This window comes from Clostridium mobile, from assembly GCF_018918285.1.
Taxonomy (GTDB): domain Bacteria; phylum Bacillota; class Clostridia; order Clostridiales; family Clostridiaceae; genus Clostridium_AW; species Clostridium_AW mobile.
Window position 1 is genome coordinate 326510 of sequence record NZ_JAHLQF010000002.1, and the last position, 25434, is coordinate 351943.

Here is a 25434-nt window from a genome sequence, read left to right on the forward strand (position 1 = left end):
TGTAGTGGACATTATTTACATAATAGGAGGTATTGACTTGAGCAATAATAAATATAATGGCCTTACTAAATATCTTGTCACTGGAATGATAATTGGTTTATTTGTAGGTGTTGTTTTTTCTATAATTATGAGAAATAATACCTTTTTAGCAATAAGTTCCCCAGGTTTTGGTCTATCATTTGGTTTGCTAATTGCAGATATTATATGGTGTGTAAAGAAGTGGGAAAAATAAAGGTAACTTTCCTTTGAACCCGACTATTTTTCGTGATACAATAAAAAAAATCATATAAGCGAGGATGTATCATGACCAAACATCATATCTATACAATGAGTGTCGCAAATGTCTATCCCCATTATGTTACGAAGGCGGAGAAAAAAGGACGTACGAAAACAGAAGTGGATGAAATCATCCGTTGGTTGACAGGATATAGCCAGGAAGAGTTAGAAGCGCAACTGGAAAAACAGACAGACTTTGAGACCTTCTTTGCGGAAGCTCCCCAACTGAATCCTTCGCGGGCTTTGATCAAAGGTGTGGTCTGCGGTGTCCGAGTGGAAAACATCGAAGAACCAACTATGAAGGAAATTCGCTATTTGGATAAGCTGATCGATGAGTTAGCAAAGGGGAAAGCGATGGATAAGATTTTGCGAAAATAATAATTAAAAATGAAGAAACACTGATTCTATATATAAAAGAATCGGTGTTTTTTTGTATAACATATTTTGATGGTAGTAGAGTAAAGAATCCCAATATTAATGTAGGGGAATATCAAATATCTTCTACCATAACTTCTATTTTTACACAGTATTGTTTTTCATCTTTAGTAGTAAGTTCATTTAGAGGATATTCCTCATAGGCATTACTACAAATACGTAGATTATTTTCTTTAATAAATGTAAATAACTTTTTATAAAAATCATCGGATTCTCCATAAGCACATCTACCATAGAATACTGCATATTTACCTTCTGGCTTATATGAATTTTGGTCATATCCAACTTTAAAATAGTATTGCATTACTAATAAAGATTCCTCAGAATCAAAGCTTTCTGTATTAATAACAGCACCGCTGGGATAACCTACTACATCAATTCCATTTTCAACAGCAAAATTATAAAATGAAATAATAGAATCATTTAGAGTATTATTAGAAACTATAGGACTTAGAAAAATAGGCTCTTTCTTTTTATATTCAATATGTATACTGTTTTCCTCATATTTAATAGCATCTTTTGCTATATCAATATATGATTGCATGATCGCTACAATATGGTTAAGTTTTTTTATCTCAGTCAAAATATGTTTTTTTTGTTTGCTAAATAAAGAAAACATCTGTTCAGGAGTACGTATATCTATATATTTCTTGATTTCGTCTATGCTAATGCCAACCTCTCTAAGAGAAATGATTAAATATGAGATAGTAAGCTGATTTTGAGTATAATAACGATAACCATTATCACCACGAAGTTCTGGAGAAAACAACCCAATTTTATCATAATATCTTAGGTTTTCACGCTTAATACCAGTGAGGCGAGAAAATTCTTTTATTGTCATATAAGATTTATCTTTCATAATAACCTCCAAGCTTTAAACAAACTATTGACCTTAAAGTTACTTTAAGGTTTATAATACCACTGAGAATAGATTTTTGCAAAATTACTTACATAACGGAGATAAGTAAAATACAAAAATTATCAATACATATATAAAGAGTATATTGTCAGATAGTATAGTATGATTACGCATATTTATAAATTATATTAAATGAATATATTTTAGTGAGGAGAAATATTATGGATTATTTTGAAAATGAGAAAATTAAAGGTTTAAAGTTTAGAGATGAAATTATAAGTAATAGGGAATATGTTGACTGTGAATTTTATAATTGCAATTTTGTAGATGTAGAAATTAATAATTGTATATTTAAGGAATGTAAATTTGATAATTGCACGATGAATAGTGTTACATTTAAATTTTCCACTATGAGGAATGTAACACTAAATGAATCAGAATTTATAGGTATCAACTGGAATGCTTTAAATGGGGATTCCTTTAGTGCAGGACCAATAAATAAAGTTAGAGAATGTTTCTTTAAATATAATAACTTTATATCAATGAAATTAAATAACTTTAATTTTTCTGGCTCAAAATTTCAAGAAAGTTTTTTTGAAGATTGTGATTTAATAAATGCAAATTTTAAAGATGTACGCTTTGAATCTACACAATTTACCCAATGCAATATGACAAAGGCAGATTTTAGAGGGGCATCTGGATATGTTATTGATATTCAAAGTAACAAATTAAAGAAAGCAAAGTTTTCATTGCCTGAGGTAGCAAATTTGCTAAGTTCAATAGATATAGTAATAGATTAATATATAAAATATCAAATTGCAGCAACAAAAGGCAAGCCCACCTTGTATTCAGGTGGGCTTAAGTTTATTATGTTTATACTACATTGTCAACAATAGATTATTTACATCCACTGTCTAAGTGAGAATAATATTTAATAGACCAAGATTCAATTTCTTTAATGATTTTAGTAAGATCTCTTCCCTTTTCAGTAAGGTAATATTCAACTTTTGGTGGGATTTCAGGATAAATCTGCTTATTTATTAAATCTTCATTTTCTAATTCTTTAAGCTTTTCATTTAATACTTTTTGACTTATTCCTTTAGTCATTCGTTGAAGCTCTAAAAATCTTCTAGGTTCATCATATAAATGACATAATAAAACTGCCTTCCATTTACCTCTGATAAAATCCATTGAAAAATCTAATAAACATACATAATGCCTATCATTGTAATTTATCATTTGGTTACCTACCTTCAATCTTTTATATTTAATAAAACTTGATTAACTATGCATTGGAATTACAGTATATACCAAGTAACTTTATAATAACAAATTTCTAAATTAAAATAAACATAGATTATTATTAAGTAAAATTTTATTTTATATTAATATAGATATTACGATAAATCTTACTTAAAGGTAAGTAATCTAACAAAAAAGTGCGTACTTGTCACTTGTATTATTGAACCATATAATGAACACATGATTGAAAATAAATTATTTGAAAATAAATTATATGGAGGTATATATATGAAAGCAGTTGCTTTTAATGGAAGTCCTAAAAAGAATGGAAACACTTATGAGGCAATAAAGGCTGTAGCAGCAGAGTTAGAGAAAGAGAACATAGAGGTAGAAATTGTTCATGTTGGAAATAAGATAATACGCGGATGTATGGATTGCAGGGGATGCAGTAGAAACATGAACGAAAGATGTGTTATGCAGAATGATGAGGTTAATGATTGGATTCAAAAGATGAAGGAGGCTGATGGAATTATTCTAGGTTCCCCTGTACATTATTCAGCTATTGGAGGAACAATGAAATCATTTTTAGATCGTGCATTTTTAGTTACATCAGTGAATAATGGAATGCTTAGACATAAGGTAGGGGCTAGTGTGGTGGCAGTAAGAAGATCTGGCGGTGTTCCAACATTTGAACAGCTGAATAACTATATCAATTATTCAGAGATGGTAATGCCAACATCAAATTATTGGAATGTAATTCATGGTACAAAACCTGGAGAAGCAGTACAGGATGAAGAAGGAATGCAAATTATGAGTGTTCTGGGAAAGAATATGGCATGGTTATTGAAGGTTATTGATTCTGGTAAAAATAATGTAAAGGAAAATGAAAGAGAAGATAAAATATTTACCAATTTCATCCGATAAGCTTTGAAGGTAAAGGTATTAAAATAAATTATTATGATAAAAATAATGTAAAGGAAAGTGAAAGAGAAGATAAAGATATTAAAATAAATTATAAGGAGAGAGGTAATATGATAAGCAATTTAAAAAATACAGTAACTTTAAACAATGGTGTAAAAATGCCATGGCTAGGGCTTGGCGTTTTTAGAGCAGAGGATAGCCCAAAATTAGTTGATGCAGTAAAGACTGCAATAAAAAATGGTTATAGAAGCATAGATGGAGCAGCTATTTATGCTAATGAAGTAAGTATGGGAAAAGGGATAGCTGAAGGAATAAAGGCAGCAGGTATTTCAAGGGAAGATCTATTTATAACATCTAAGGTTTGGAATGCTGATTTAGGATACGAATCCACAATAAAGGCTTATGAAACAAGTTTAAAGAAACTTGGACTTGATTATTTAGATTTATATCTTATACATTGGCCTGTAGAAGGCAAGTATAAAGATGCTTGGAGAGCATTGGAGTACTTATATAAACAAGGCCGTATAAAAGCAATAGGAGTAAGTAACTTTCAAGTACATCATCTTGAAGATTTAATGAAGGATGCAGAGATTAAGCCAATGATAAACCAAATAGAATTTCATCCACGCTTAACACAAAGCAAGGTTAGAGCGTTCTGTAAGCAGAATGATATTCAAGTAGAAGCATGGTCACCACTCATGGTTGGTAAATTATTTGATAATGAAATATTGAAGGAAATTGCTCATAATCATAATAAATCGATTGCTCAAATTATATTACGCTGGGATATACAAAATGGGATAGTAACTATTCCAAAGTCTACAAACGAAGGCAGAATAATAGAAAATTCACAGATATTTGATTTTGAATTAACTAATGAAGAAGTAGAGAAGATAAATAGTCTAAATCAAGATTTGAGAATAGGACCTGATCCAGATAATTTTGATTTTTAATTAATTTAAGAAGCCTACGTTATAGGTATTACGGAGAACCGTATCTGTGGAGAACCAAAATAAAAGGGAATTTATAAAATATTTGAATTAAGTAAGCCAATGATATTAAAAGTGTCATTGGCTTGTGTTATAATTATTTTAGTAAGTTATTGGAAAGCATAGTAGATAAATAGGGATTTGTAGAGGAGATGATTAAATGGAAATCAGATTGATGAACGAACAAGATGATTGCTTTGCCATAAGTAATGTCTATGAGGAAAGTTGGAAAGGCGCCTATAAGGGCATAATTCCCCAAGCATATCTTGATAGTATCCCAAAAGGCCGTTGGGTGCAATTTCTTAATGATTCAACATGGAATACACTGATTATGCTTGATGGTGACAAAATAATCGGCACTTCTTCTTATGGAGCATCAAGATTTGCAGATATGAATGGCTATGGCGAAATCATCTCCATCTATCTCTTACCTGAGTATTTTGGAAAAGGCTATGGAAAGCAGTTATTACAAACGACAATTGATGGTTTGATACAGATGGGTTATAAGGATATTTTTCTGTGGGTATTAGAAACCAACTCTAAGACCCGGCATTTTTATGAACGTTTTGGCTTTGAAACCAGTAGTGCATATTTGGATGACGATATTGGTGGTAAAAGGCTACGAGAAATACAGTACATTTATCATGCCAGATAGTAGATAGGAGGGATTTTATTTTGGAAAAGTGGGAATATAAAACTATTAAAATTCAACTTAAGGGATTTCAGGGTGGTATATTGGAAATAGAAGATTTTGACGACAAACTCAATAAACTCGGAGAACAAGGGTGGGAATTAGTATCTTGCTTTTCTACAAATGCAGCACAGGGTTATGGCAGAGAGGCAATAGCAGTTTTTAAGAGAAGACATTAGTAAGAGTTTTTATTAGCAGTCCCTGTGTCAAATTAATTCTTATATTACGAAATAAAGGAGTGTACTCAACACTCCTTTATTCGTGGATTTCATGGCTTAAGCGCTAGGTATCAAATTCACATTCGAAAGTAGATTGATTTAAAAATTCTTCATCTTGTATATAAGCATATTATATTTCCATTTCCTTAACATCATCAGCTATTAGTAAATCAGCTTCAGTGGTCTTTACTACTTCATTAACAGTTACACCTGGTGCCACTTCCATTAATACTAATCCTTTATCTGTAACCTTCATAACTGCTTTATCAGTAATTATAAGATCAACACACTTTTTAGCTGATAAAGGTAATGTGCATTTCTTTAGCACTTTTGGATTACCTTTTTTATCACTATGATTTAAAGCAGCTATTACATATTTTGCTCCTGCTAAAAGGTCCATTGCACCGCCCATACCTGGTGCAAAAATTCCCGGTACCTTCCAGTTTGCAATACTTCCTTCTTGATCCACTTCTAAAGCACCTAATACAGTTATATCAACATGTCCACCCCTTATTATTGCAAAAGATAGATCCATTTCAAATGTTGATGCTCCTGGCAATAAAGTAATTGGAGCTCCACCAGAATTAGCTAAGTCAGGATCAGCTTCACCTATGCTTGGAGTTGCACCAAACTTCAATGCACCATTTTCACATTGTAGTATTATTTCCATTCCTTCTGGCAAATAGTTTGCAGCCATATTGGGTATACCGAATCCTAAATTGGCAACCATTCCATCTCTAAACTCTTTGGCGATTCTTCTTGCAATTATCTCTTTACTATTCATCATTTCTCCCCCTATTTCATTTTGTTAGTTCTTGTCCATAGATCTTCAAAATATTTTGTTCTCTCTCCAAAAGAGTCTCCTTGAACTATTATATCTACCAATATTCCTGGTGTTCCAACACTATCAGGTGAAATTTCACCCACTTCTACAATTTCATCTACTTCAGCTATAACTAAATCAGCTGCAAGTGCCATAATTGTATTTGTTCCTTTAGTTGTTCCCCTATATACGATATTCCCAAGTTTATCAGCTTTATATCCCTTGATTAGCGCAACATCTGCTTTTATTGGTGGAAATACTAAATATTCCTTTCCATCTATAGTAAGTTTATCTCTTCCATTTTCAATTTCAGTTCCAATACCAGTTGGAGTTATAACTGCACCAAGTCCAGCCCCTCCAGCTCTTATACATTCTACTACAGTTCCCATAGGTATAAATTCAACTTCTAATGTACCTGCATTGTATTGTTCTTGTATTTCAGCACAAGTTCCAATATGTGAACCTACAAACTTTTTTATTTGTTTATTTGCTACAAGCTTGCCAATATCGTGAGTTTCTCCTGGGTGAGCTGATACGGGTTGAATAAGTGTAAGGTCTTTAACATTTGTCTCTGCCAATGCATCTATCATCTTTATTGGAGCACCTACTCCTAAAAAACCTGCTGTCATAATTTTCATTCCATCTTTAATATTTTTTACCGCTTCTTGTATTGTCTTAATCTTTGTCATTTCTCTATACACCTCCAAAATTTTATAATCTAACATAGACTATTTGTTTTGAAATAATCTTCCTATCTTAGAAATTTAATTCTTACATTATTATTATTCCTATCTCGCAATTATTGTTCCTATCTAATTATTATTGGCATATAATAATTATTATTCCAATTTTATTCAAATGTCAAGAGTATACTATTAACAAGAAGACCATATAACGGTGTAAAACCACTAATTGAAAATTATAATCTAATTGTTTTCAATACAAAAAAATGTTGACTGTAAGAATGGTAAGTTATATACTTTAGAAAGATTATATTTATAGAAAAGGAGAGTTGAAGAGATGATTTCAGTTGTTCTTAACTAAACTATTAAAATTAAATAGTTTAAGATGCTTTAAAGTTCTAGCTTAGAGCTTTATTTGATTTTGCATTTAAGAACAATATCTTCTATTAAACTCTTTTATAAAAAATAAAATAACTTTAAATACACATATAATATTGTATATGCTTATTTTTATTAAGATAAAATATGGATATATATATTTTGTATTAAGTTTAATTTGATAAAATAAAAGATCTTTATATAAATAGAATCCCCATAGATGATATTGTTCGTCTATGGGGATTTTTGTTTTCTATTAAGAAAGGTGGGAGTCTTTATGGCGTTAACAAAAGTTACAGAAAAAATTTATTATCTTATAAACGAGAAGGAAACTGATAGACCATTACTTGGATACATTAAAGGAGATAAGTATTCTTTGATGGTGGATGCAGGGAACTCAAAAAATCATGTTGAGAAATTTAATAATTCTATAGAAAAATTAAATTTAAAATTACCTGATTATGTTGCAATTACTCATTGGCATTGGGATCATAGTTATGGGATGCATGCAGCTATGGGAAAAACAATAGCATGTGAAATAACTAATGAACAATTAAAGGTTATGACTAAATGGCAATGGACAGATGAAGCAATGAAAAAGCGTCTTTTAACGGGAGAAGATATTGAATTTGCGGATACTAATATTCGCAAAGAATATAAAACATTTCAAGAGATAAAAATTACTGCTGCGGATATAGTATTTAAAAACAATTTAGAAATAGATTTAGGAGGATTAACAGTTATCTTAAAGAATGTTATTTCACCTCATTCTGAGGATTCAGTAATAGTTCATGTACCAGAGGAAAAAGTAGTGTTTATAGGAGATGCTTATGGAATGGACTATTATAATAATTGCAAATATGATCCAGTTAAATTAGAGAGTTTTATAAATACGCTAGAGAATTTAGAGTTTAATCTTTGTTTTCCAGGACATTCATCACCTATAAATAAAACTGATATCATTAAGTTTTTAAAATCACAACATAAAAAAATTTGCGTAAGAAATGAGTAAACTTTATTGAAATTACAACCCTATACTATCGCACCAGAGTTTATAACATGTGTTATAATTTGATAAGTAATTTTCAGAAGGGAGGTAATTATTTTATGAAGAACTATAGAACATCAGATGTAGCTAAAATCATAGGGGTGCACCCAAATACTGTACTGTCTTATGAAAAGTGGGGATATATAAGCACTGTACCGAGAAGGGAAAATGGATACAGGATTTATTCGGAAAAGCATATTGAACAAATTAAAATAGCAAGGCTAGCCTTAAAGAGTGAAGCAGTTAAAGCATACATGTTATTTGAAGTAAGAGGTATTTTAAAAACTATTGCTAAAGGAGACTTAGAGAAGGCTTTATCCTTAAGTCAAAATTTCTTGGCACAGCTGCAGAAAGAAAAGGCGAAGGAATATGAAGTTATAAAAGAAATAAAAAATCTATTAAAAGATCATATGGCAGAGAAAAAAAGTGTTTCTTTAAAAAGAAAAGAGGCTGCAGAAGCAATCGGTGTATCTATAGATGTGATTATTAATTGGGAAAGATACGGAATGCTAGAGATACCAAGAAATAATAAAAATAATTACCGAGTCTATTCTGAAAATGAATTGATATTATTAAAGATTATAAAGCTTTTAAGAGCTGAAAACTATATTACACAATGTATAGTGAATATGATTAAAAAGATAAAAGCTAATAATTTTGAATTCTTAAATAAAGATGATGAGTTGTTATCTCCTATTGAAGAAAAAGAGAATGATATAAAGAATTTGATTTCTCATCTAAATACATTGATTAATATATAGTAATATTTGTGTCAGGCGAAAGATAAGATATGAATTAAAAACAAAGGAGTACCAAGGAGGGATATAGATGGAGCAGGAATTTATAGTTTTAAAGGGCTGCAAAGAAAATAATTTAAAAGATATTTCATTAAAGATACCTAAGAGAAAAATAACAATATTTACAGGGGTATCTGGTTCAGGGAAGTCATCAATTGTTTTTGAGACAGTAGCAAAGGAAGCTCAACGTCAATTGAATGAGACTTTCACTGCCTTCATAAGAAATTTTTTACCTAAATATGGTGAGGTTAAAGCTGATCACATAGAAAATTTATCAACACCAATTATCATTGACCAAAGCAGGCTTGGTGGTAATTCAAGGTCAACTTTAGGTACTATTACAGATATAAATTCATTCCTTAGAGCTTTATATTCAAGGTTTGGGAGTACTTATATCGGTAAGGCTAATATGTTTTCCTTTAATGATATTAATGGTATGTGTCCGGAATGTCAGGGCCTTGGTAAAAAGTTGGTTCCAAATATGGAGGAGATTCTTGATAAGAGTAAATCCTTAAATGAAGGAGCTATTTTACTTTCAGGTTTCGGAGTTGATTCCTGGCATTGGAAGATATTTGCCCAGTCAGGATACTTTGATAATGATAAGAAAATATGTGATTATTCAGAAGAAGAATTAGATAAGTTTTTATATGGTGGGCCAGATAAAATTAAGATAGATGAAACAGGTGGAATGAATGTAACCTATGAAGGCTTATTGGTTAAGTTTAATAGGCTATATTTAAGTAAAGAAGGAGAAACCTCTGAAGCTGCAAAGAAAAAGCTAAGTAAACTACTTATAGAAGACCAGTGCCCTGTTTGCAGGGGAAAAAGGCTTCACGAAAGAGTATATGGATCTTTAATTAATGGTTATAATATAGCGGATTTAACAAGCATGCAAATTGATGAATTAGTTCAGGTAGTTAAAAAAATAAATGAGCCAGAAGCAGAACCTTTAGTTAAAGGGATAATAGAAAAGCTAAATAATATTATAGATATAGGTCTTGGATATTTGACTTTAGATAGAGAAACTTCATCATTATCTGGTGGAGAATCTCAACGTATAAAGATGGTAAAGCATTTAAATAGTAATCTTGTAGATTTAATGTATATCTTTGATGAACCTAGTATAGGTCTTCATCCAAGAGATGTCCATAAATTAAACAATCTATTAAAAAAACTACGTGATAAAGGCAATACTGTAATAGTTGTTGAGCATGACCCTGATGTTATTAAAATTGCAGACCATGTTATAGATGTGGGCCCAAGGGCAGGTAAGCATGGTGGTGAAATTGTATATGAGGGAACCTATGAAAGTTTACTTAAATCAGGAACCTTAACTGGAAATGCCTTAAATAAAACTCTTTCTATTAAAGAAAAGGTAAGAGAGCATAAGGGATATTTAAAAGCTGTAAATTGTAATAAGAATAACTTGAAAAATATATCTGTTACAATACCTAAGGGTATATTAACAGTAGTAACAGGGGTTGCAGGATCAGGTAAAAGTACATTAATTAAACATGAATTTTTAAAACAAAATAAAGATGCAATACTAGTAGATCAAAGTCCTGTGTCAGCTAATTCTAGATCTAGTTTAACAACATATAGTGGAATTATGGATGATATAAGAAAGGCTTTTGCTAAAGCAAATGGCGTTAATGCATCATTATTTAGCTCAAATTCACAAGGAGCCTGCGAAAATTGTAATGGAAGCGGAATAATAGAAACAAATCTTGCATTTATGGAAAACATAAAAAGTACTTGCGATGTTTGTGAAGGCAAGAAGTATAAAAAAGAAGTTTTAGATTATAAATTACATGACAAAAGCATAATAGAAGTTCTTGAAATGTCAGTTTCAGATGCAATTGAATTTTTTAACTTAAAGTCTGTTAAGGCAAAACTGCAGTCTATAGAAAATATGGGCATTGGATATTTAAATTTAGGGCAAACTCTCGATACCTTATCTGGAGGAGAATGTCAAAGATTAAAGCTTGCCAGTGAATTGCATAATGAAAGTTCTGTATATATATTGGATGAGCCTACAACAGGTCTTCATATGGCTGATATTGAAAAATTTATCAACATAGTTGAAAGCATTGTGGACAGTGGCAATACAGTTATAATAATTGAACACAATGTAGATGTAATTAAAAGAGCGGATTGGATTATAGATATGGGGCCTGAAGGAGGAACAAAAGGTGGAGAGATAATATTTGAAGGGGCTCCAAAACAATTATGTAACTCTGAAGCATCATTAACAGCTAAGTATATTTAGTTAATAATAAAGGAGAATTCTATTTATAGAACTCTCCCCTCACTTTAATTATAACATATATAAAGCATAAAATATAGACTACTAAATTTTGAACCTAACTGCTAAAATATAATAATCAAAGATGGGACTATATTTCATATAAAAAAGACATTTGTCATTGGGCAAATGTCTTTACTATGTAAGGAGGGGATATAATGAAGGATTTTGAATGGAAGGTTGAAAAGGAATGGCTGCAGGAGGTTCTTCAAGAGGTTCAAAAACAGTATAATGAAAAACATGATCTTAAAGAAAAGTTTAAAAAGGATGCCATTGAAACACAACGAGAACTATGGAATGATATAGGCTCTGTTTCCATAGCCAATGGATTAGATCAGGTTGCAGACTTTATGGGATTTATCAATACCATGAAAATACAGAAGAGAAGCCACGAGTTCACAAAAAAACTTGAGGAAAAATACGAGAGAATGCTCCTATCACCCTACTTTGGAAGGATGGACTTTATTGAAAATGGAGAGGAGAAAGCTGAAAAGTATTACATTGGAATCTCAAATCTTATTAATGATAACTATGATTTTCTCGTATACGACTGGAGAGCACCGGTTTCTGGCATGTTTTATGATTACGAAATTGGAGAAGCCAATTATAAATGTCCTGAAGGAACGGTAAATGGGAAGCTTACGCTGAAAAGACAGTACAAAATTAATAATGGTGAAATTAAGTATATGTTTGACAGCAATCTTAAGATAGATGATGAAGTGCTACAGGATATCTTGAGTAAAAGCGCCGATAGTAAGATGAAGGCAATAGTAACAACTATTCAAAGAGAGCAAAATAAAGTAATTCGTAATGAGGAGTATAAAAATTTGATTGTGCAAGGCCCTGCTGGAAGTGGGAAAACCTCCGTTGCTCTTCATAGAATTGCCTATCTATTATATAAGCATAGGGATAAAATAACACCTCAAAATATAGTAATATTCTCTCCAAATGATGTTTTTAACGATTATATTTCTAATGTATTGCCCCAGCTTGGAGAAGATAATATGTGTCAGACCACATTTAAGGAATATATGCACAAGGCATTAGGCAATGAGCTTATAAAGGAAAACTATTCTGAGATGATGGAGTATATTCTTGTCTCTAAGAAGGATGGTTCCTATGAAAAGAGAATAAGCAATATAAAATTTAAGTCTTCCATGGAGTTTATAGATGTATTAAGAGCATATGTATGCTATTTAGAAAAAATGGATAGAAATTTTACAGATATTATTTTCAGAGGGAATTTGATAATCTCATCTAAGGATATAGAAGAATTATTTTTTAAAGATTATGTAAAGCTTCCACTTAAAAGAAGGCTTCAAAAGATAAGAGAAAGAATTTTGTTTTTAATGAAGCCTTATGAAAAACATTGGGTAAAAGAAGAGGCTGAAGAGCTTAGGGATTCAGGTAACTATATAGATAATGTAGAAATTATGGAGCGCAGTATAGTTACTGTAAAAAATGAAATAGAGGATATATACAATGAAATCAATAGAATGACAGACCTTGATTTAGTGGATGCTTATAAAAAGCTTTTTGAGAACCTGGAATTTTTCTTAAAAAAATCAAACACTGGATATCGTGAGAAAAATATTGATGAAATCAAAAACTATACTTTAGAAATCTTAAGAACAGGAAAACTTAACTATGAGGATCAGCCACCCCTTTTGTATCTAAAAGGTGCCTTAGGAGACCTGCCAAAAACCTCAGAAATCAAATATGTTATTATTGATGAAGCTCAGGACTATACACCGCTGCAGTATGAAATCTTTTATCAACTTTTCAGCCATGCCAATATGACTATACTAGGGGATTTACATCAATCCATCAATCCATTCATGAACGTGGGGGATTATAGCAATATCTCCAATGTATTTCCAAAGGATAACACATGCATAATAAATTTAACCAAGAGTTACAGATCAACAATGGAAATTACTGAGTTTTCAAGAAGGATTCTTAACAAGAAGATTACTGATGAGTGGGTAGAAAGAAGTGGAGATAAGCCTTTAGTCCTCGGCTTTCCAGATGAAGAGGAGATAAAAGAAAGACTTCTAAAGGATATAAAAATATATAAGGATAAAGGCTACAAATCTATTGGCATCATAACAAGGACTATAAAGGAAGCACAAGAGGTACACAGTTTCTTAGAAAACAAGATTCATGTTAAAGCCATAATGAAGGATGATGATGAATATGTCAGTGATACCTTGGTAATACCCGCTTATCTTGCTAAAGGATTAGAATTTGATGTGGTGTTGATATATAATGCAGGGGATGAAAATTACAGCTGCGAAGAGGAAAGGCTACTACTTTATACTGCATGTACTAGGGCACTTCATGTTTTAGGCATATATTATTCAGGAAAGGTTACGCCTTTGTTAGGATAATGTTAAAAAGCTGTAGATAAAACTACAGCTTTTTTAGTATATAGAAATATTAATATCTAAGTAGTATACATGAAGCAACCACACCAGCTCCAACTGTCCATAAAATAATATAATCTCCACGATTAAGTTTACCATTTGAAACAGAATCAGCTAAGGCCATAAATGGGCTTGTAACACCTGTATATCCAAATCTGTCACCTACGAATGGAAATTTGTGTTCTGGTTCTTCTAAAGTCTCCATTATCATATCAACATTTTTCTTTGCAAATTGAGATAGGCAATATAATTTAACATCATCTTTAGTTAGATTATTTCGAAGTAGTATTTCATTTATTGAATCAACAGAACTTGCGAATGCATCATCTGTATTAAAATCTATCCATTCTACTATTCTATTATCTTTTGGTGTATCTTCATCTATTGGTAATACCTTAGAAAAGCCTTCAGGAGGAAAATTTATATAGCAGCTAAGTGAGCTATCCACGTAAGATGAACTGTCTATGAAATCTGATATATTATCATCAGTGTTTTCTAGTAAAACAGCACATGCAGATTCTCCAAAATTGGCATAAGTAATGGCTTCTGATCTTCTTGAATATCTATTTAATAAATCTGAACCTACAAGTAAACTATATTTAATTCTGTTATTGCTTTTCATTGTTCTACAGACTTGATCCATTGCAATTATCATTCCTGCACAATTACCATTCATATCATATGCACCTGCATCTTTAGCTAAACCTAAAGCATCGTGAATTTTAACAGCATTTGTAGGAGATAGATATTCTGGGCTAGTAGATACAAATACAACTAAATTTATATCTTGTACATCTATATTTGCAGTTCTTATTACTTTTTTACAAGCTTCTATAGCCATAGTTAAAGAATTTTCATGAAAATCTTCAGAAATATATCTCTGATTTCTTCCAGTAATATTTAATAACCCGGAAATATCTACGTCTTGGTTAAAAAAATGCTTCACAAAATATTCATTAGAATACTTTGTTTTAGGATGATAATACTCGATGTTTTTAATTTTTATACTCATATATTCTCTCCGCCTTATCCTTATTGTTAAATATACCCATTTATAATTATCGGAGAAGACTTCAATAAATTAAGATAATCATATAAAATAATACATTTATCCGATGACTACCATCCGTAATACTCCCATCGCTTTTCTACAAGTGGGAGATATTAGAACTCTTGAGCTTCAGCGATTTAGAGTTCTTATGCTGTGCATAACGGATGCTACGTCCCTGGATAAGTTCTTCTAAGCTTCAGCTGGAGTAAGTATTCCTTTTAAGCAAACTCCATATGAAGCTAAGAATCACTTGATCACAATAATTGACCTAGCAAATGGTTATTTGTATATCTTATATATCTTATATATAATAAAATGTATATTTATGAAATATAAGGATTAATAACAAAAAAATATAGGATATGGTAAAGCTATATAAAAATATTACGAATAATAATAGTATGGCATTAATTAAGGGGGAGTAGTAATGGATTACAAAAAAAATGCTGAATTGAAGAATAAAGTAATGTTGGCAGGATTTATATTATCGGTAACATTAAGGGCAATTTTTGATATAATTTTAAAGGTAGATAGGAATGCCATATTAATATTAGTTGGACTTTCCATACCTTTAGCTGTAATTGATTTTATATTAATAAAAAAGAAATATATTATTCAAACAATGTATTATACGGTAATGATGTACACTGCTGTTATATTCATAATGTTTATATCAAATCCAAATTGGGCTAATTTTATTTTGATATATTATGGTGTTATGGTAATGAGTGTATATCAAGATTTAAGGATATTAATTATTGAAGCAATTTCGGCTATAGTACTTGTGGTGTATTGCTTCTTAGGCTATAAAACAACCCTCTTTGCTTCCGTAGAATACTATGAATTAGCAATTTATATATTATACGTAATAGCAGCATCAGTTATATTATCAATTAATGCTATTACTACCAAAAATATTTATAAAGATTTAGAAGAAAATCATAAAGCTACTGAAGAAGCTAAATCTAGAGCAGAGTTGTTGCTAGAAAAAATATATAGTACTATAAAAATTTTAACATCAACTAATGAGAAAATAAAAAATGGAATTTCTGCAGCAGGACAAATAACAGAAGAAATAACTAGCTCCACAAGCGACGTTGCGAGTAGTGCAACCAAAGAAGTGGATTTAATGAATGGAATGAAAGATTCAATAGAGGATGGAGTAGAAAAAGTAGAAGAAGTTACCAATGCCATTAAAACTATGGAGGAATTATCTAAGTCAACTGAAAATGTTGTGTTAGAAGGTAATGATAAAGTAGATATATTATCTTCGGAAATGGATAAGGTAAATACAAATATTTTAAATGCGGTGTCTATGATAAATGAATTGAGTGATGAAAATACAAAAATAGTTCATATTATTAACAGTATTACAAAAATATCAGAGCAAACCAATCTATTAGCACTTAATGCATCAATAGAAGCAGCTAGAGCTGGAGAGCATGGAAGAGGTTTTGCTGTGGTTGCAGAAGAAGTAAGAAAACTTGCTGAGGATTCAAAAACATCTACAGATCAAGTAGAATCAATATTGAATAATATATCTAATAAAACAAAGGCAGTTGCAGAAGAAATACTAAAAGAAGAAAAGTCAATCGAGTTATGTACTGAACATACAAATGATGTTAAAGAGTTATTTAAAGATGTTAATAAGAACACTTCTAATGTATTAAGTTATTCAAGAAGTGTTGGATCACAATCTATATTGCTTGAAAGTACGATGAAAAATACATTAAGTTCAGTAAGTAATATTAGCGAAAATGTAGAATCCACTGCAACTGCTATGGAAGAAATTTTTGCGGCTATTGATGAGCTTAATAGTAGCATAATGGATATAACAAGTAGTTATGACGAAATAGATGATATATGTAATGAATTAAACTCTATAAGTGAATAAAATAGATAATATAAAAACCTCGACATATTATATGTCGGGGTTTTTTATAAGTTTTAGAATTGTTGATAGATTTTAGATTAATTTACTATACGTCTTATTTATTAAATAAATTTTTACTGTACATCTAAGAGCACGTGCTATCTAGTATAATAAATAGTTTAGACTAGTATAGTATAATTACTTATGAAATCAATAATATCAATAAACTAGAAGTATATTATTACTGTTAGGTAAAAAATATACGCCTTTAAAATTAAGTATGTATTGATGTAAAAGTCCATACATATTTTTTTTATTATTTACCAAATAAAATAATCATTTAACTACTACTTGATTGAATAATAAAATATGATTAATAGAAAAAGAGGGAATAAAGTTAAATGAATATCAATAAAGTATAATAAAATACAATAAAATATATTTACAATTCGCATAAAGTGCAATATAATGGGTGTATAAATATTAAATAATAAGGATGTGTAATGATGAGAAAAAGTAGCAGTAAAATAGATAATAGTAAGATGCAAGTTGCATTTAAATCTGAAGAAGGAAAAAATGAAATTTTAAAGTATTATGAATCATTACTTAAAAATTGGTCTTTTCCCCATGAAGAAATTAACGTTAATACGGGTTATGGAAAAACATTTATTATAGCTACTGGAAAAGAAAAGTTACCACCTCTTATATTACTTCATGGTAGTGGTATGAATTCAGTTATGTGGATAAATGAGATGGAGAAGTATTCATATAATTATAGAGTATATGCAGTGGACATGCCTGGAGAACCAGGGAAAAGTAATGAAACTCAATTGCCATTAGAGGGCGATGATTTTTCAAGCTGGCTTAATGATGTTTTTGAGGCCTTATCAATAGAAAAAGCAAGTATTGTTGGAATTTCATTAGGGGCATGGCTAGGAGCAAAGTTTTCTATAAAATATCCACAAAAGGTAAATAAACTTGTTCTACTTTGTCCAGCAGGCATAGGTCCTCAAAAAAAGTCTTTTATTTTTAAATCTATATTTTATATGCTATTAGGAGAAAAAGGAATAGATAAACTATACTATAAAATTAATGGTAATAAACTAATACCACAGGTAATGTTAAATTATCAAAAGTTAATTGCAAAACATTTTAACTTTAGAAAAGAGACTATTCCTCTATTCTCAGATGATGAATTAATAAAATTAACAATGCCAATTGCATTATTTGTAGGAGGAAAAGATGTTATGTTACATTCTGAAAAGACGGCAAAACGTTTAGAAGCATTACTAGGACATGCTAATATAAATCTCATCCCTGATGAAGGGCACTCCCTTGTTAATCAAGGAGATGAAATAAGGGAATTCTTAAATTAAAAGTACACAAACTATAATGAGTGGTTAATTCATTTTTCGTTTTAACCTTTCATTTTCCTAAAAGCCAGTGGTGTTTTTCCATGAACCTTTTTAAACATTTTTACGAAGTTTCCACTATAATTATATCCAACCATTTTAGATATTTCATCAATGCTTAATTCTGTTGTAGTCAATAGATTTTCTGCCATTGTCATTTTAATGGAATTAGTATATTGGCTAATAGACATATGATATTTTGCTAAAAAGCCTGCTTTTAATTTTTGTTCATTTAGAAATACCATTTTACTTAAGCTTTTAATGGTAGGAGGATTGCAAGCTTCCTTTGTTAAAATATCGTGGGCTTTTTGTATTGCATTGGCATCTGAGGCAGTTAAAGTAATATGTCTATTTTTCCCTATTTTAATATGACCATAATTTAATTGGTTAGTAAAAGCATTTTTGGGTGAGGAATATACTTCATTAGAAAGCAAGGCTATAGATTCTAAAATCTTACTTTCTAAATATAAAGGAGTTAGATAATCAGCTTCAGCTAGATTCTTTAAGTTTTGAATAACAGAAGCTATTTCAAGAGGTAGATAGTGATAAGTATGGTTACTAATAAAATTATTAAAATCTATAGTCTTTGGGAAATTTGGTTTTACTACTTCATCAAAGTATTTTTTATAAATTGTTATTTCTACTCCGTGAAAGTGCTGACCCTTTTTCCAAACCTGTTTTCCTTTTAGTCTTTTTTCAACTACAAAAAATGAGGAAGGACTAAAAGAAGAAACAGGATTATTTTCAATTTTAAATTTAGTCTCTCCAGTATAGACAGTTCCAAAACGCATTAATTCTTCATTATGATCAAAGGAAAGAGAAAAATTTAATGGTATTGTATAATCACCAATTCCCAAATCATAATATCCTTCTCTACCATATTTAATAAAATATCCAAGTTCAGGCTTAGCTTCATTCTTATATAGAGTGTAGTTTTCCGTAGGATAGGGTGTAAAAGTAATTTTATTTAAAACTCTATTTTGAAAATCTTTTGTTGTTTTAGAAACCATGTATCATCCCTCATTATTTATTTAGCTCTGGATATAATATTTTTAAGAACTCTGTTTATTATAGCATAAATTATCCTAATAGATGATAAAATTATTAAATTAGATGCAAGAATTGAAATGAGAATGAAAATCATATACAATTAGAACAAATAAAACAACAATATAGAAATTAGTGATGAAGGATGCGTGGAGGTATATTATGAAGAGAAATTTATTAAAGACATTAGTAGTTTCTTGTATGGCTGTTATGATGCTTGTAGGATGTGGAACTAAAGGTAGTCCAAGTGATGATAAGCCAATAGAAAAGACTATAACAGTTACAGATGTAAGAGGAGAGGTTAAAATACCAGCAGAGCCTCAAAGGATAGTAGATTTAAGTGGTAATAGTGATATTTTATCAATTTTAGGATATAAGGTTATAGGAACTGCAAATAGTGATGCCTATGACTATACTAAATTCCCTTCATATTTAGAAGATACATTAAAAGGAGCACAAATTTTAGGATATAGCATGCAAGAGACTATGGATATAGAAGCTGTTATGAATTTAGAACCAGACTTAATAGTCATATCAACAGTTCAAGAAAAAATGTATGATCAATTGAGTGAAATTGCTCCCACAGTTATGGTTAAATTAGAGGCATTAAACTGGAAAGATGATATAAGAACTTTAGGAAAATTATTCAATAAAGAAGATGTAGCAAATAAATGGATTGAACAATATGAAGCAAAAGCTAAAACAGCAGGAGATAAGGTTAAAGAAGAATATGGAAAAGATACAACATACCTTTCATTCTTAGCAAGTGGTGGACAATTCTTTGTATTTGATGGCGCAGGTTTTGGTTCTGTATTATATGAAGATATGGGACTTGCTAAACCACAAGGAATGCCGGAACAAAGTAATATCAGTCTTCCTGTAGTGACTTATGAAGGTTTAGCAGCAATTAAATCTGACTACATATTTCTAATGGCAACGGATGAAGATTATGCTCAACTTCAAAACAATGCAATTTGGAATAACTTACCTGAAGTTAAAGAAGGAAAAGTAGTTAAATTAGGAGCTTCACCATATTTTAACCAAGGTTACAGTCCAATAGGTAGAGAGTTATTAGTAGATGAAATAGGTGGCATGTTAAATGAAACAAAATAAAAAACATACCATAGTTTTTATAATTTTCAATATGTTACTTCTGATAATGGGATTGCTTCTAGCTGTAAGGTTAGGGGCTGTCCATATCGGCTTTTCAGAGATTTGGAATAGTATATTTAATTATAGTGAAACTCTTGAGCTTATGCTAGTTAGAGATGTTCGTATTCCAAGAGCTCTTTCTGTACTATTTACAGGAGGAATTTTAGGAGTGACAGGATCAATGATGCAAGGTGTTACTAGAAATCCCATAGCTGAACCATCAATTTTAGGTATAAGCCAAGGAGCAACTTTAGTAATAGCGATTTTTTATGCATTAGGAATAACAATAAATACGCAGAATGTTATGATAGCATCTTTTATAGGAGCATTGATAACTGGAATTATAGTTTTAGGCTTTATATCGAAAAAAGCAAATAATAATTCCATAGCAAAGATACTTTTAGCAGGAACAGCAATGAGCACATTTTTTATTTCATTAACCACAATAATTGGATTATTATCAAATCAATCTCAAATGATAGGTTTTTGGGTATCTGGAGGCTTTAGAAATGCAAGTTGGGCAGATTTTAGATTGGTATTTATGGTAGGAGTCATAGGGCTTATTATAGCAATTTTATTATCGCCAAAGATAAATATATTAAATCTTGGAGATGATGTTGCCATAGGACTGGGAGAAAGTCCTGAAAAAATAAGATTTACAACACTTATGGTTATGATACCTATGTGTGCAGCAGCAGTAGCAGTAGGAAAAAACATAGCTTTTGTTGGACTTATTGTGCCTCAAATAGTTAGAAGAATATTAGGAGAAGATTATAGAACAAACATACCATGTTCTTTTTTACTTGGAGCACTTCTTTTAACTTATGCAGATATTGCAGCAAGAATGTTATTTGATCCTTATGAAACCCCAATTGGAATATTTACAGCATTAATAGGAATGCCATTTTTCATATCGGTAGCTAGAAAGGAGAGGGGATAATGAAGAAAAAAAGATTTAAAATAACATTAATAATTTTATTAGCTTTATTATTTATCTCCTTTGGAGTTACATTATGTTGGGGGACATATAAAGTTTCTCCTTTAGAAGTTATAAATACCCTTCTTGGAAATGGAACAAAGCTTCAAAACACAGCAATATTAAGTATTAGATTACCAAGGCTTTTAGTAGGAACTTTTGTAGCAATTGCTTTATCAACAGCAGGAGCAATTCTTCAAACTATAACTAAAAATGATTTAGCAGATACAGGAATAATAGGTATAAATGCTGGAGCAGCGGTGGCAGCAGTGATATTTATTACTTATCAAACTTCTAACTATTATAGTGAACTTGGAGAACTTTCAATCTTTGTATTACCATTTATGGCTATAGTAGGAGCAGGAATTTCTTCATTTATAATATATATGCTATCTAGCAGAAATGGAATAAGGCCTAAAAGATTTTTATTAATAGGAATTGGATTAAATGCAGGTCTTAATGCCTTTATAACCTTTTTTACCTTTAGAGGCGGTGTTGGAGATTACAATAGAATGTTAGTTTGGACGTCAGGAAGCCTTTGGGGATCAGGATGGAGCTATGCAAAAATAATTATGATAATAGTAACTTTAATGTTTATATTAGTTTTATTAAATCATAAAAAGTTAGATGTTTTAAATCTTTCAGATGAACTTGCCTTATCTTTAGGGTTAAATTTAGAAAAGGAAAGAAAAAAGTTTCTAAGCTTTGTAGTTATATTAGCGGGAACAGCAACAGCCTTTGCAGGAAATATTGGCTTTTTAGGACTTATATCTCCTCATATTGCAAGGAAATTAGTTGGGCCCTATCATAAGAACTTTGTAGTAATATCAGCAATAATAAGTGTTATAATAATTCTTCTTGCAGATGCAGTTTCAAGAAATTTATTTTCTCCAATTGAAATTCCAGTTGGAATAACAGTATCCATATTTGGAGTACCATATTTTATTTATTTAATGATGAAGGAGAAATAATTATGGAAGCTATTAGTGTAAAAAACTTATCAGTATCATATGAAGACAATACTATAATCGAAAATATGGATTTATCCATACCAAAGGGAAAAATAAGCATAATAATTGGAGCAAATGGATGTGGAAAGTCAACTTTGCTTAAAACTATATCAAGAATTAATAAGCCTAAAAATGGAGATATCTTCATAAATAATAAAAATATAAAGAAAATAAAAGAAAAAAATATAGCAAAAGAAATAGCCTTTCTACCTCAAGGACCAGTTTGTCCAAGTGGGCTTACAGTGAGAGAGCTTGTGGCTTATGGAAGATTTCCTCATCAAAAAATCATAGGCGGACTTAATAGCCATGATAAACAAATTATTGATTGGGCAATAGAAGAAACTGGACTTAGTGAATTTGCTAATAGAGAAGTTGAAAATTTATCTGGTGGACAAAGGCAAAGAGCTTGGATTGCCATGATTTTAGCTCAAGAAACAGATATTATAATGCTTGATGAGCCTACAACTTACTTAGATATGTCTTATCAGCTTGAGGTATTAGAAGTTCTTCAAAAGCTTAATAAAGAAAAAAATATTACAGTAGTTATAGTGCTTCATGAGCTTAACAACGCTTGCAGATTTGCAGATAATATAATTGGGCTTAAGAAAGGAAAGATTATTTGTAAAGGAAAACCAATAGATGTAATTAATAAAGAAAGCTTAAAAGAAATATATGGCATAGATGCTAATCTTAAAGAAAGTGAAAATGGTGAATACCCAGTATGTACGGAATATGAACTTCTTAGGGAGGGTGCATGAAAAATAAAAACTTTATAATAATAGTCATAGGGCAGATTATTTCACTTTTTGGAAATGCAATTCAAAGATTTAGTATGTCCTTATATCTACTAGAAATTACAGGGAGTACAGCTGTTTTTGCTAATATATTAGCAATATCAACTATACCGTATATTCTATTTGCACCAATTGCAGGTAGGCTTTCAGATAAAGTAAATAGAAAAAAGATAATGGTGTACTTAGATTTCTTCTGCTCAATATTAATTGGAGGTTATGCTCTTATATTATTTAAAGGAAGAGATAATGAATTCATAGTTGCAGCAGTTATGTTTATACTATCAATATGTGCTACATTATATGGACCGGCAGTAGTATCTTCAATTCCACAAATAGTAGAGGAAGACAAACTCACTTCAGCAAATGGAGTAATAAATCAAGTGAGTTCAGTTGTAAATTTTGTGGGACCAATATTTGCAGGAATTCTTTATGGATTAGTAGGTATAAAACTAATAGTAGTAATAAATACAGTAAGCTTCTTAGCATCAGCAGTAATGGAATTATTCTTAGACATTCCAGATGTAGTTAAGCATGAAGAAGTAAATTGTAATGATAAAAATGAAAGTGAAAACAAATTACTGTCAAAGAATTTTGTGAAAAAATCCTTTATAGATATGAAAAATAGTTTCCTTTATTTAAAGAAGGAAAAGAAAATTGTATTAGGAATTATAGTTTCATATGCTCTTTGTAATGTCTTCGTAGTGCCAATATTATCTATAGTTTCACCATACTTTATAAACATATTACTTGGACTTCCTTCAGAAATCTACGGAATAGTAGAAGGGGTATGTGTATTGGGCATGCTACTTGGAGGTCTTTGGATAAGCTTAAAACCAAAGATGTTCTCAATGAAAAAAGTCCATTATACATATTTTCCTATGATAGCAGGGGTTATACTAATGGCCATGTTAGGAGTTATAAAGTTAAATAATTATGCTCTAGCAGCACTATTTGGAATTGGCGGTATGGCAATTATGCTATCTTTAGCATTATCAAATGTATTAACTCTAACATTTATACAAAAAGAAATATCGGGGGATATGCTAGGGAGTGTATCAGCCTTTTCAACAGCAGTAGCAACTATAAGCGTTATACCAGGACAATTACTATTTGGACAAGCAATAGATATGCAAATACCAATAGGAATAATCTTATTAATAACAGCAATAATTAATTTAGGACTTATACTATTTGTTAAGTGGAATGTAAGAGAATTGGAATAAAGGATTATGAGAAAATTAAAAACACCCTACATTTCTGCAGAGTGCCGTAAACTCAATAACGATTTGTTATTGAGTTTTAATTTTCGTTCTGTCTTTAAAGGTAACAACTGAGTCTCGTTTAACCTAGAAATTTAATACGAATTCCCATAATAAATACTAAAAATAAAACGAATAATATAGCTAAAACAAAAAGCACTATACCTATCACTATCAATACCTTATCTAATTTTTCTGAATTGAACACCTTTCTTAAACTTGTATAAATCAGTATGCCTAAGATTCCACCAAGAGTGTTAGTCAAGAGATCAGTTATATCAGTAGCGCCGATCGCTAAAATGAATTGACTCACTTCAATAAAAAGACTAAACAATAAAATATAGATGGCATTTTTAATCAGTGAACTTTTTTTGTTCACTATTTCTATCAAAATACCTAAGGGAACAAAAATAATAATATTATAGACAACTTCTTTTACGCCACCTGACGCTCCAAATGGTATCAAGTTAATACGTCGTAATTGCTCACCAGAAAATGCTTGATTAAATACATCATTCAGCGAAACTGAAAATTTGAAAAGCAATATCCAGGTCAAAACGATAAAGTAAAGGTATAAAAGAATTTTACCTGCTTTTTTCATGTGAACGCCTCCTTCGTATTTGAATGCTTTTTTTATTATATCACGAGGTGTCAAGTCAATTTAACATTTATACAAAAAGAAGTGCCGGGGGATATGCAAATACCAATAGGAATAATCTTATCAATGACAGCCCCTTTGTAATTTGCTTTGTGACCTATTGACAGTGTG

The 25434-nt window shown here is 30.6% G+C and carries 25 protein-coding genes; 18 read left to right on the forward strand and 7 right to left on the reverse strand.

Going from position 1 to position 25434, the window contains the following annotated elements; genetic code table 11:
- Nucleotides 1-37 precede the first annotated feature (37 nt).
- Nucleotides 38-232, forward strand: coding sequence for a hypothetical protein (locus tag KQI86_RS07485; RefSeq protein WP_216438657.1), 195 nt, complete (start codon nucleotides 38-40; stop codon nucleotides 230-232).
- 71 nt (nucleotides 233-303) lie between these two features.
- Nucleotides 304-654 (forward strand): DUF2200 domain-containing protein, encoded by a 351-nt coding sequence (locus KQI86_RS07490; RefSeq protein WP_216438658.1) that lies wholly within the window; start codon nucleotides 304-306, stop codon nucleotides 652-654.
- Between the two features lie 112 nt (nucleotides 655-766).
- On the opposite strand, the gene KQI86_RS07495 is transcribed toward KQI86_RS07490, so the two are convergent.
- Nucleotides 767-1570 carry a MerR family transcriptional regulator gene (locus KQI86_RS07495; RefSeq protein WP_216438659.1) on the reverse strand — a complete coding sequence of 268 codons (804 nt, stop codon included), beginning with the start codon at nucleotides 1568-1570 and terminating at the stop codon, nucleotides 767-769.
- A 221-nt stretch (nucleotides 1571-1791) separates the two neighbouring features.
- On the opposite strand from KQI86_RS07495, the gene KQI86_RS07500 reads away from it, so the two are divergent.
- Nucleotides 1792-2370, forward strand: coding sequence for a pentapeptide repeat-containing protein (locus tag KQI86_RS07500; protein ID WP_216438660.1), 579 nt, complete (start codon nucleotides 1792-1794; stop codon nucleotides 2368-2370).
- Nucleotides 2371-2467: 97 nt separating this feature from the next.
- Here the strand turns inward: KQI86_RS07500 and KQI86_RS07505 are convergent, their stop codons facing one another.
- A complete protein-coding gene (locus KQI86_RS07505; RefSeq protein ID WP_216438661.1) occupies nucleotides 2468-2809 on the reverse strand; it encodes a winged helix-turn-helix transcriptional regulator in 342 nt (113 codons plus the stop codon).
- A 291-nt stretch (nucleotides 2810-3100) separates the two neighbouring features.
- Between KQI86_RS07505 and KQI86_RS07510 the strand changes: the two genes are divergently transcribed.
- From KQI86_RS07510 to KQI86_RS07525, 4 genes are all read left to right on the forward strand, one after another.
- Nucleotides 3101-3736 carry a flavodoxin family protein gene (locus KQI86_RS07510; protein WP_216438662.1) on the forward strand — a complete coding sequence of 212 codons (636 nt, stop codon included), beginning with the start codon at nucleotides 3101-3103 and terminating at the stop codon, nucleotides 3734-3736.
- A 107-nt stretch (nucleotides 3737-3843) separates the two neighbouring features.
- Nucleotides 3844-4686, forward strand: a complete 843-nt coding sequence (locus tag KQI86_RS07515) for an aldo/keto reductase (protein WP_216438663.1) — start codon at nucleotides 3844-3846, stop codon at nucleotides 4684-4686.
- Between the two features lie 196 nt (nucleotides 4687-4882).
- Nucleotides 4883-5377: a GNAT family N-acetyltransferase gene (locus KQI86_RS07520; RefSeq protein ID WP_216438664.1), complete on the forward strand. Its 495-nt coding sequence runs from the start codon at nucleotides 4883-4885 to the stop codon at nucleotides 5375-5377.
- 20 nt (nucleotides 5378-5397) lie between these two features.
- Nucleotides 5398-5592 (forward strand): DUF4177 domain-containing protein, encoded by a 195-nt coding sequence (locus tag KQI86_RS07525; protein ID WP_216438665.1) that lies wholly within the window; start codon nucleotides 5398-5400, stop codon nucleotides 5590-5592.
- A gap of 169 nt (nucleotides 5593-5761) precedes the next feature.
- Here the strand turns inward: KQI86_RS07525 and KQI86_RS07530 are convergent, their stop codons facing one another.
- Both KQI86_RS07530 and KQI86_RS07535 read right to left on the reverse strand, forming a co-directional pair.
- Nucleotides 5762-6415: a 3-oxoacid CoA-transferase subunit B gene (locus tag KQI86_RS07530; protein WP_281417223.1), complete on the reverse strand. Its 654-nt coding sequence runs from the start codon at nucleotides 6413-6415 to the stop codon at nucleotides 5762-5764.
- Nucleotides 6416-6426: 11 nt separating this feature from the next.
- Complete coding sequence (locus tag KQI86_RS07535) at nucleotides 6427-7143, reverse strand: CoA transferase subunit A (RefSeq protein ID WP_216438667.1); 717 nt, start codon at nucleotides 7141-7143, stop codon at nucleotides 6427-6429.
- A 649-nt stretch (nucleotides 7144-7792) separates the two neighbouring features.
- Between KQI86_RS07535 and KQI86_RS07540 the strand changes: the two genes are divergently transcribed.
- From KQI86_RS07540 to helD, 4 genes are all read left to right on the forward strand, one after another.
- Nucleotides 7793-8527: an MBL fold metallo-hydrolase gene (locus KQI86_RS07540; RefSeq protein WP_216438668.1), complete on the forward strand. Its 735-nt coding sequence runs from the start codon at nucleotides 7793-7795 to the stop codon at nucleotides 8525-8527.
- A 95-nt stretch (nucleotides 8528-8622) separates the two neighbouring features.
- On the forward strand, nucleotides 8623-9324 hold the full coding sequence (locus tag KQI86_RS07545; protein WP_216438669.1) for a MerR family transcriptional regulator: 702 nt from the start codon (nucleotides 8623-8625) through the stop codon (nucleotides 9322-9324).
- 67 nt (nucleotides 9325-9391) lie between these two features.
- A complete protein-coding gene (locus tag KQI86_RS07550; RefSeq protein WP_216438670.1) occupies nucleotides 9392-11629 on the forward strand; it encodes an ATP-binding cassette domain-containing protein in 2238 nt (745 codons plus the stop codon).
- Nucleotides 11630-11823: 194 nt separating this feature from the next.
- Nucleotides 11824-14055 carry an RNA polymerase recycling motor HelD gene (gene helD / locus KQI86_RS07555; protein ID WP_216438671.1) on the forward strand — a complete coding sequence of 744 codons (2232 nt, stop codon included), beginning with the start codon at nucleotides 11824-11826 and terminating at the stop codon, nucleotides 14053-14055.
- A 49-nt stretch (nucleotides 14056-14104) separates the two neighbouring features.
- On the opposite strand, the gene KQI86_RS07560 is transcribed toward helD, so the two are convergent.
- Complete coding sequence (locus KQI86_RS07560; protein ID WP_216438672.1) at nucleotides 14105-15103, reverse strand: 3-oxoacyl-[acyl-carrier-protein] synthase III C-terminal domain-containing protein; 999 nt, start codon at nucleotides 15101-15103, stop codon at nucleotides 14105-14107.
- 466 nt (nucleotides 15104-15569) lie between these two features.
- On the opposite strand from KQI86_RS07560, the gene KQI86_RS07565 reads away from it, so the two are divergent.
- Nucleotides 15570-17036: a methyl-accepting chemotaxis protein gene (locus tag KQI86_RS07565; protein ID WP_216438673.1), complete on the forward strand. Its 1467-nt coding sequence runs from the start codon at nucleotides 15570-15572 to the stop codon at nucleotides 17034-17036.
- 485 nt (nucleotides 17037-17521) lie between these two features.
- The gene (locus tag KQI86_RS07570; protein WP_246582717.1) at nucleotides 17522-18391 is read left to right on the forward strand and encodes an alpha/beta fold hydrolase; all 870 of its coding nucleotides are present in this window, start codon (nucleotides 17522-17524) and stop codon (nucleotides 18389-18391) included.
- A gap of 41 nt (nucleotides 18392-18432) precedes the next feature.
- Here KQI86_RS07570 and KQI86_RS07575 read toward each other — a convergent pair whose 3' ends face one another.
- Nucleotides 18433-19437 carry a helix-turn-helix domain-containing protein gene (locus KQI86_RS07575; protein WP_216438674.1) on the reverse strand — a complete coding sequence of 335 codons (1005 nt, stop codon included), beginning with the start codon at nucleotides 19435-19437 and terminating at the stop codon, nucleotides 18433-18435.
- Between the two features lie 199 nt (nucleotides 19438-19636).
- On the opposite strand from KQI86_RS07575, the gene KQI86_RS07580 reads away from it, so the two are divergent.
- Genes KQI86_RS07580 through KQI86_RS07600 form a run of 5 tightly spaced genes read left to right on the forward strand, consistent with a single transcriptional unit; the run spans nucleotide 19637 to nucleotide 24629 of the window.
- Complete coding sequence (locus KQI86_RS07580; protein ID WP_216438675.1) at nucleotides 19637-20587, forward strand: ABC transporter substrate-binding protein; 951 nt, start codon at nucleotides 19637-19639, stop codon at nucleotides 20585-20587.
- Nucleotides 20574-21566: a FecCD family ABC transporter permease gene (locus tag KQI86_RS07585; RefSeq protein ID WP_216438676.1), complete on the forward strand. Its 993-nt coding sequence runs from the start codon at nucleotides 20574-20576 to the stop codon at nucleotides 21564-21566. The genes KQI86_RS07580 and KQI86_RS07585 overlap by 14 nt, the downstream gene beginning before the upstream one ends.
- Complete coding sequence (locus tag KQI86_RS07590; protein WP_216438677.1) at nucleotides 21566-22573, forward strand: FecCD family ABC transporter permease; 1008 nt, start codon at nucleotides 21566-21568, stop codon at nucleotides 22571-22573. The genes KQI86_RS07585 and KQI86_RS07590 overlap by 1 nt, the downstream gene beginning before the upstream one ends.
- A gap of 2 nt (nucleotides 22574-22575) precedes the next feature.
- On the forward strand, nucleotides 22576-23370 hold the full coding sequence (locus tag KQI86_RS07595; RefSeq protein ID WP_216438678.1) for an ABC transporter ATP-binding protein: 795 nt from the start codon (nucleotides 22576-22578) through the stop codon (nucleotides 23368-23370).
- A complete protein-coding gene (locus KQI86_RS07600) occupies nucleotides 23367-24629 on the forward strand; it encodes an MFS transporter (protein ID WP_216438679.1) in 1263 nt (420 codons plus the stop codon). The genes KQI86_RS07595 and KQI86_RS07600 overlap by 4 nt, the downstream gene beginning before the upstream one ends.
- A 118-nt stretch (nucleotides 24630-24747) precedes the next feature.
- Here the strand turns inward: KQI86_RS07600 and KQI86_RS07605 are convergent, their stop codons facing one another.
- Nucleotides 24748-25266 carry a VanZ family protein gene (locus KQI86_RS07605; RefSeq protein ID WP_216438680.1) on the reverse strand — a complete coding sequence of 173 codons (519 nt, stop codon included), beginning with the start codon at nucleotides 25264-25266 and terminating at the stop codon, nucleotides 24748-24750.
- Between the last annotated feature and the right edge of the window lie 168 nt (nucleotides 25267-25434).

Excerpts from the sequence above, each read along its gene's own strand:
- KQI86_RS07490 (WP_216438658.1), top strand. The coding sequence starts at position 304 with ATGACCAAACATCATATCTATACAATGAGTGTCGCAAATGTCTATCCC.
- KQI86_RS07520 (WP_216438664.1), top strand. The coding sequence starts at position 4,883 with ATGGAAATCAGATTGATGAACGAACAAGATGATTGCTTTGCCATAAGT.
- KQI86_RS07510 (WP_216438662.1), top strand. The coding sequence starts at position 3,101 with ATGAAAGCAGTTGCTTTTAATGGAAGTCCTAAAAAGAATGGAAACACT.
- KQI86_RS07600 (WP_216438679.1), top strand. The coding sequence starts at position 23,367 with ATGAAAAATAAAAACTTTATAATAATAGTCATAGGGCAGATTATTTCA.
- KQI86_RS07590 (WP_216438677.1), top strand. The coding sequence starts at position 21,566 with ATGAAGAAAAAAAGATTTAAAATAACATTAATAATTTTATTAGCTTTA.
- KQI86_RS07530 (WP_281417223.1), bottom strand. The coding sequence starts at position 6,415 with ATGAATAGTAAAGAGATAATTGCAAGAAGAATCGCCAAAGAGTTTAGA.
- KQI86_RS07535 (WP_216438667.1), bottom strand. The coding sequence starts at position 7,143 with ATGACAAAGATTAAGACAATACAAGAAGCGGTAAAAAATATTAAAGAT.
- KQI86_RS07575 (WP_216438674.1), bottom strand. The coding sequence starts at position 19,437 with ATGGTTTCTAAAACAACAAAAGATTTTCAAAATAGAGTTTTAAATAAA.
- KQI86_RS07495 (WP_216438659.1), bottom strand. The coding sequence starts at position 1,570 with ATGAAAGATAAATCTTATATGACAATAAAAGAATTTTCTCGCCTCACT.
- KQI86_RS07550 (WP_216438670.1), top strand. The coding sequence starts at position 9,392 with ATGGAGCAGGAATTTATAGTTTTAAAGGGCTGCAAAGAAAATAATTTA.
- KQI86_RS07545 (WP_216438669.1), top strand. The coding sequence starts at position 8,623 with ATGAAGAACTATAGAACATCAGATGTAGCTAAAATCATAGGGGTGCAC.
- KQI86_RS07605 (WP_216438680.1), bottom strand. The coding sequence starts at position 25,266 with ATGAAAAAAGCAGGTAAAATTCTTTTATACCTTTACTTTATCGTTTTG.
- KQI86_RS07505 (WP_216438661.1), bottom strand. The coding sequence starts at position 2,809 with ATGATAAATTACAATGATAGGCATTATGTATGTTTATTAGATTTTTCA.
- KQI86_RS07515 (WP_216438663.1), top strand. The coding sequence starts at position 3,844 with ATGATAAGCAATTTAAAAAATACAGTAACTTTAAACAATGGTGTAAAA.
- KQI86_RS07595 (WP_216438678.1), top strand. The coding sequence starts at position 22,576 with ATGGAAGCTATTAGTGTAAAAAACTTATCAGTATCATATGAAGACAAT.
- KQI86_RS07560 (WP_216438672.1), bottom strand. The coding sequence starts at position 15,103 with ATGAGTATAAAAATTAAAAACATCGAGTATTATCATCCTAAAACAAAG.
- KQI86_RS07565 (WP_216438673.1), top strand. The coding sequence starts at position 15,570 with ATGGATTACAAAAAAAATGCTGAATTGAAGAATAAAGTAATGTTGGCA.
- KQI86_RS07580 (WP_216438675.1), top strand. The coding sequence starts at position 19,637 with ATGAAGAGAAATTTATTAAAGACATTAGTAGTTTCTTGTATGGCTGTT.
- helD (WP_216438671.1), top strand. The coding sequence starts at position 11,824 with ATGAAGGATTTTGAATGGAAGGTTGAAAAGGAATGGCTGCAGGAGGTT.
- KQI86_RS07540 (WP_216438668.1), top strand. The coding sequence starts at position 7,793 with ATGGCGTTAACAAAAGTTACAGAAAAAATTTATTATCTTATAAACGAG.
- KQI86_RS07500 (WP_216438660.1), top strand. The coding sequence starts at position 1,792 with ATGGATTATTTTGAAAATGAGAAAATTAAAGGTTTAAAGTTTAGAGAT.
- KQI86_RS07570 (WP_246582717.1), top strand. The coding sequence starts at position 17,522 with ATGAGAAAAAGTAGCAGTAAAATAGATAATAGTAAGATGCAAGTTGCA.
- KQI86_RS07585 (WP_216438676.1), top strand. The coding sequence starts at position 20,574 with ATGAAACAAAATAAAAAACATACCATAGTTTTTATAATTTTCAATATG.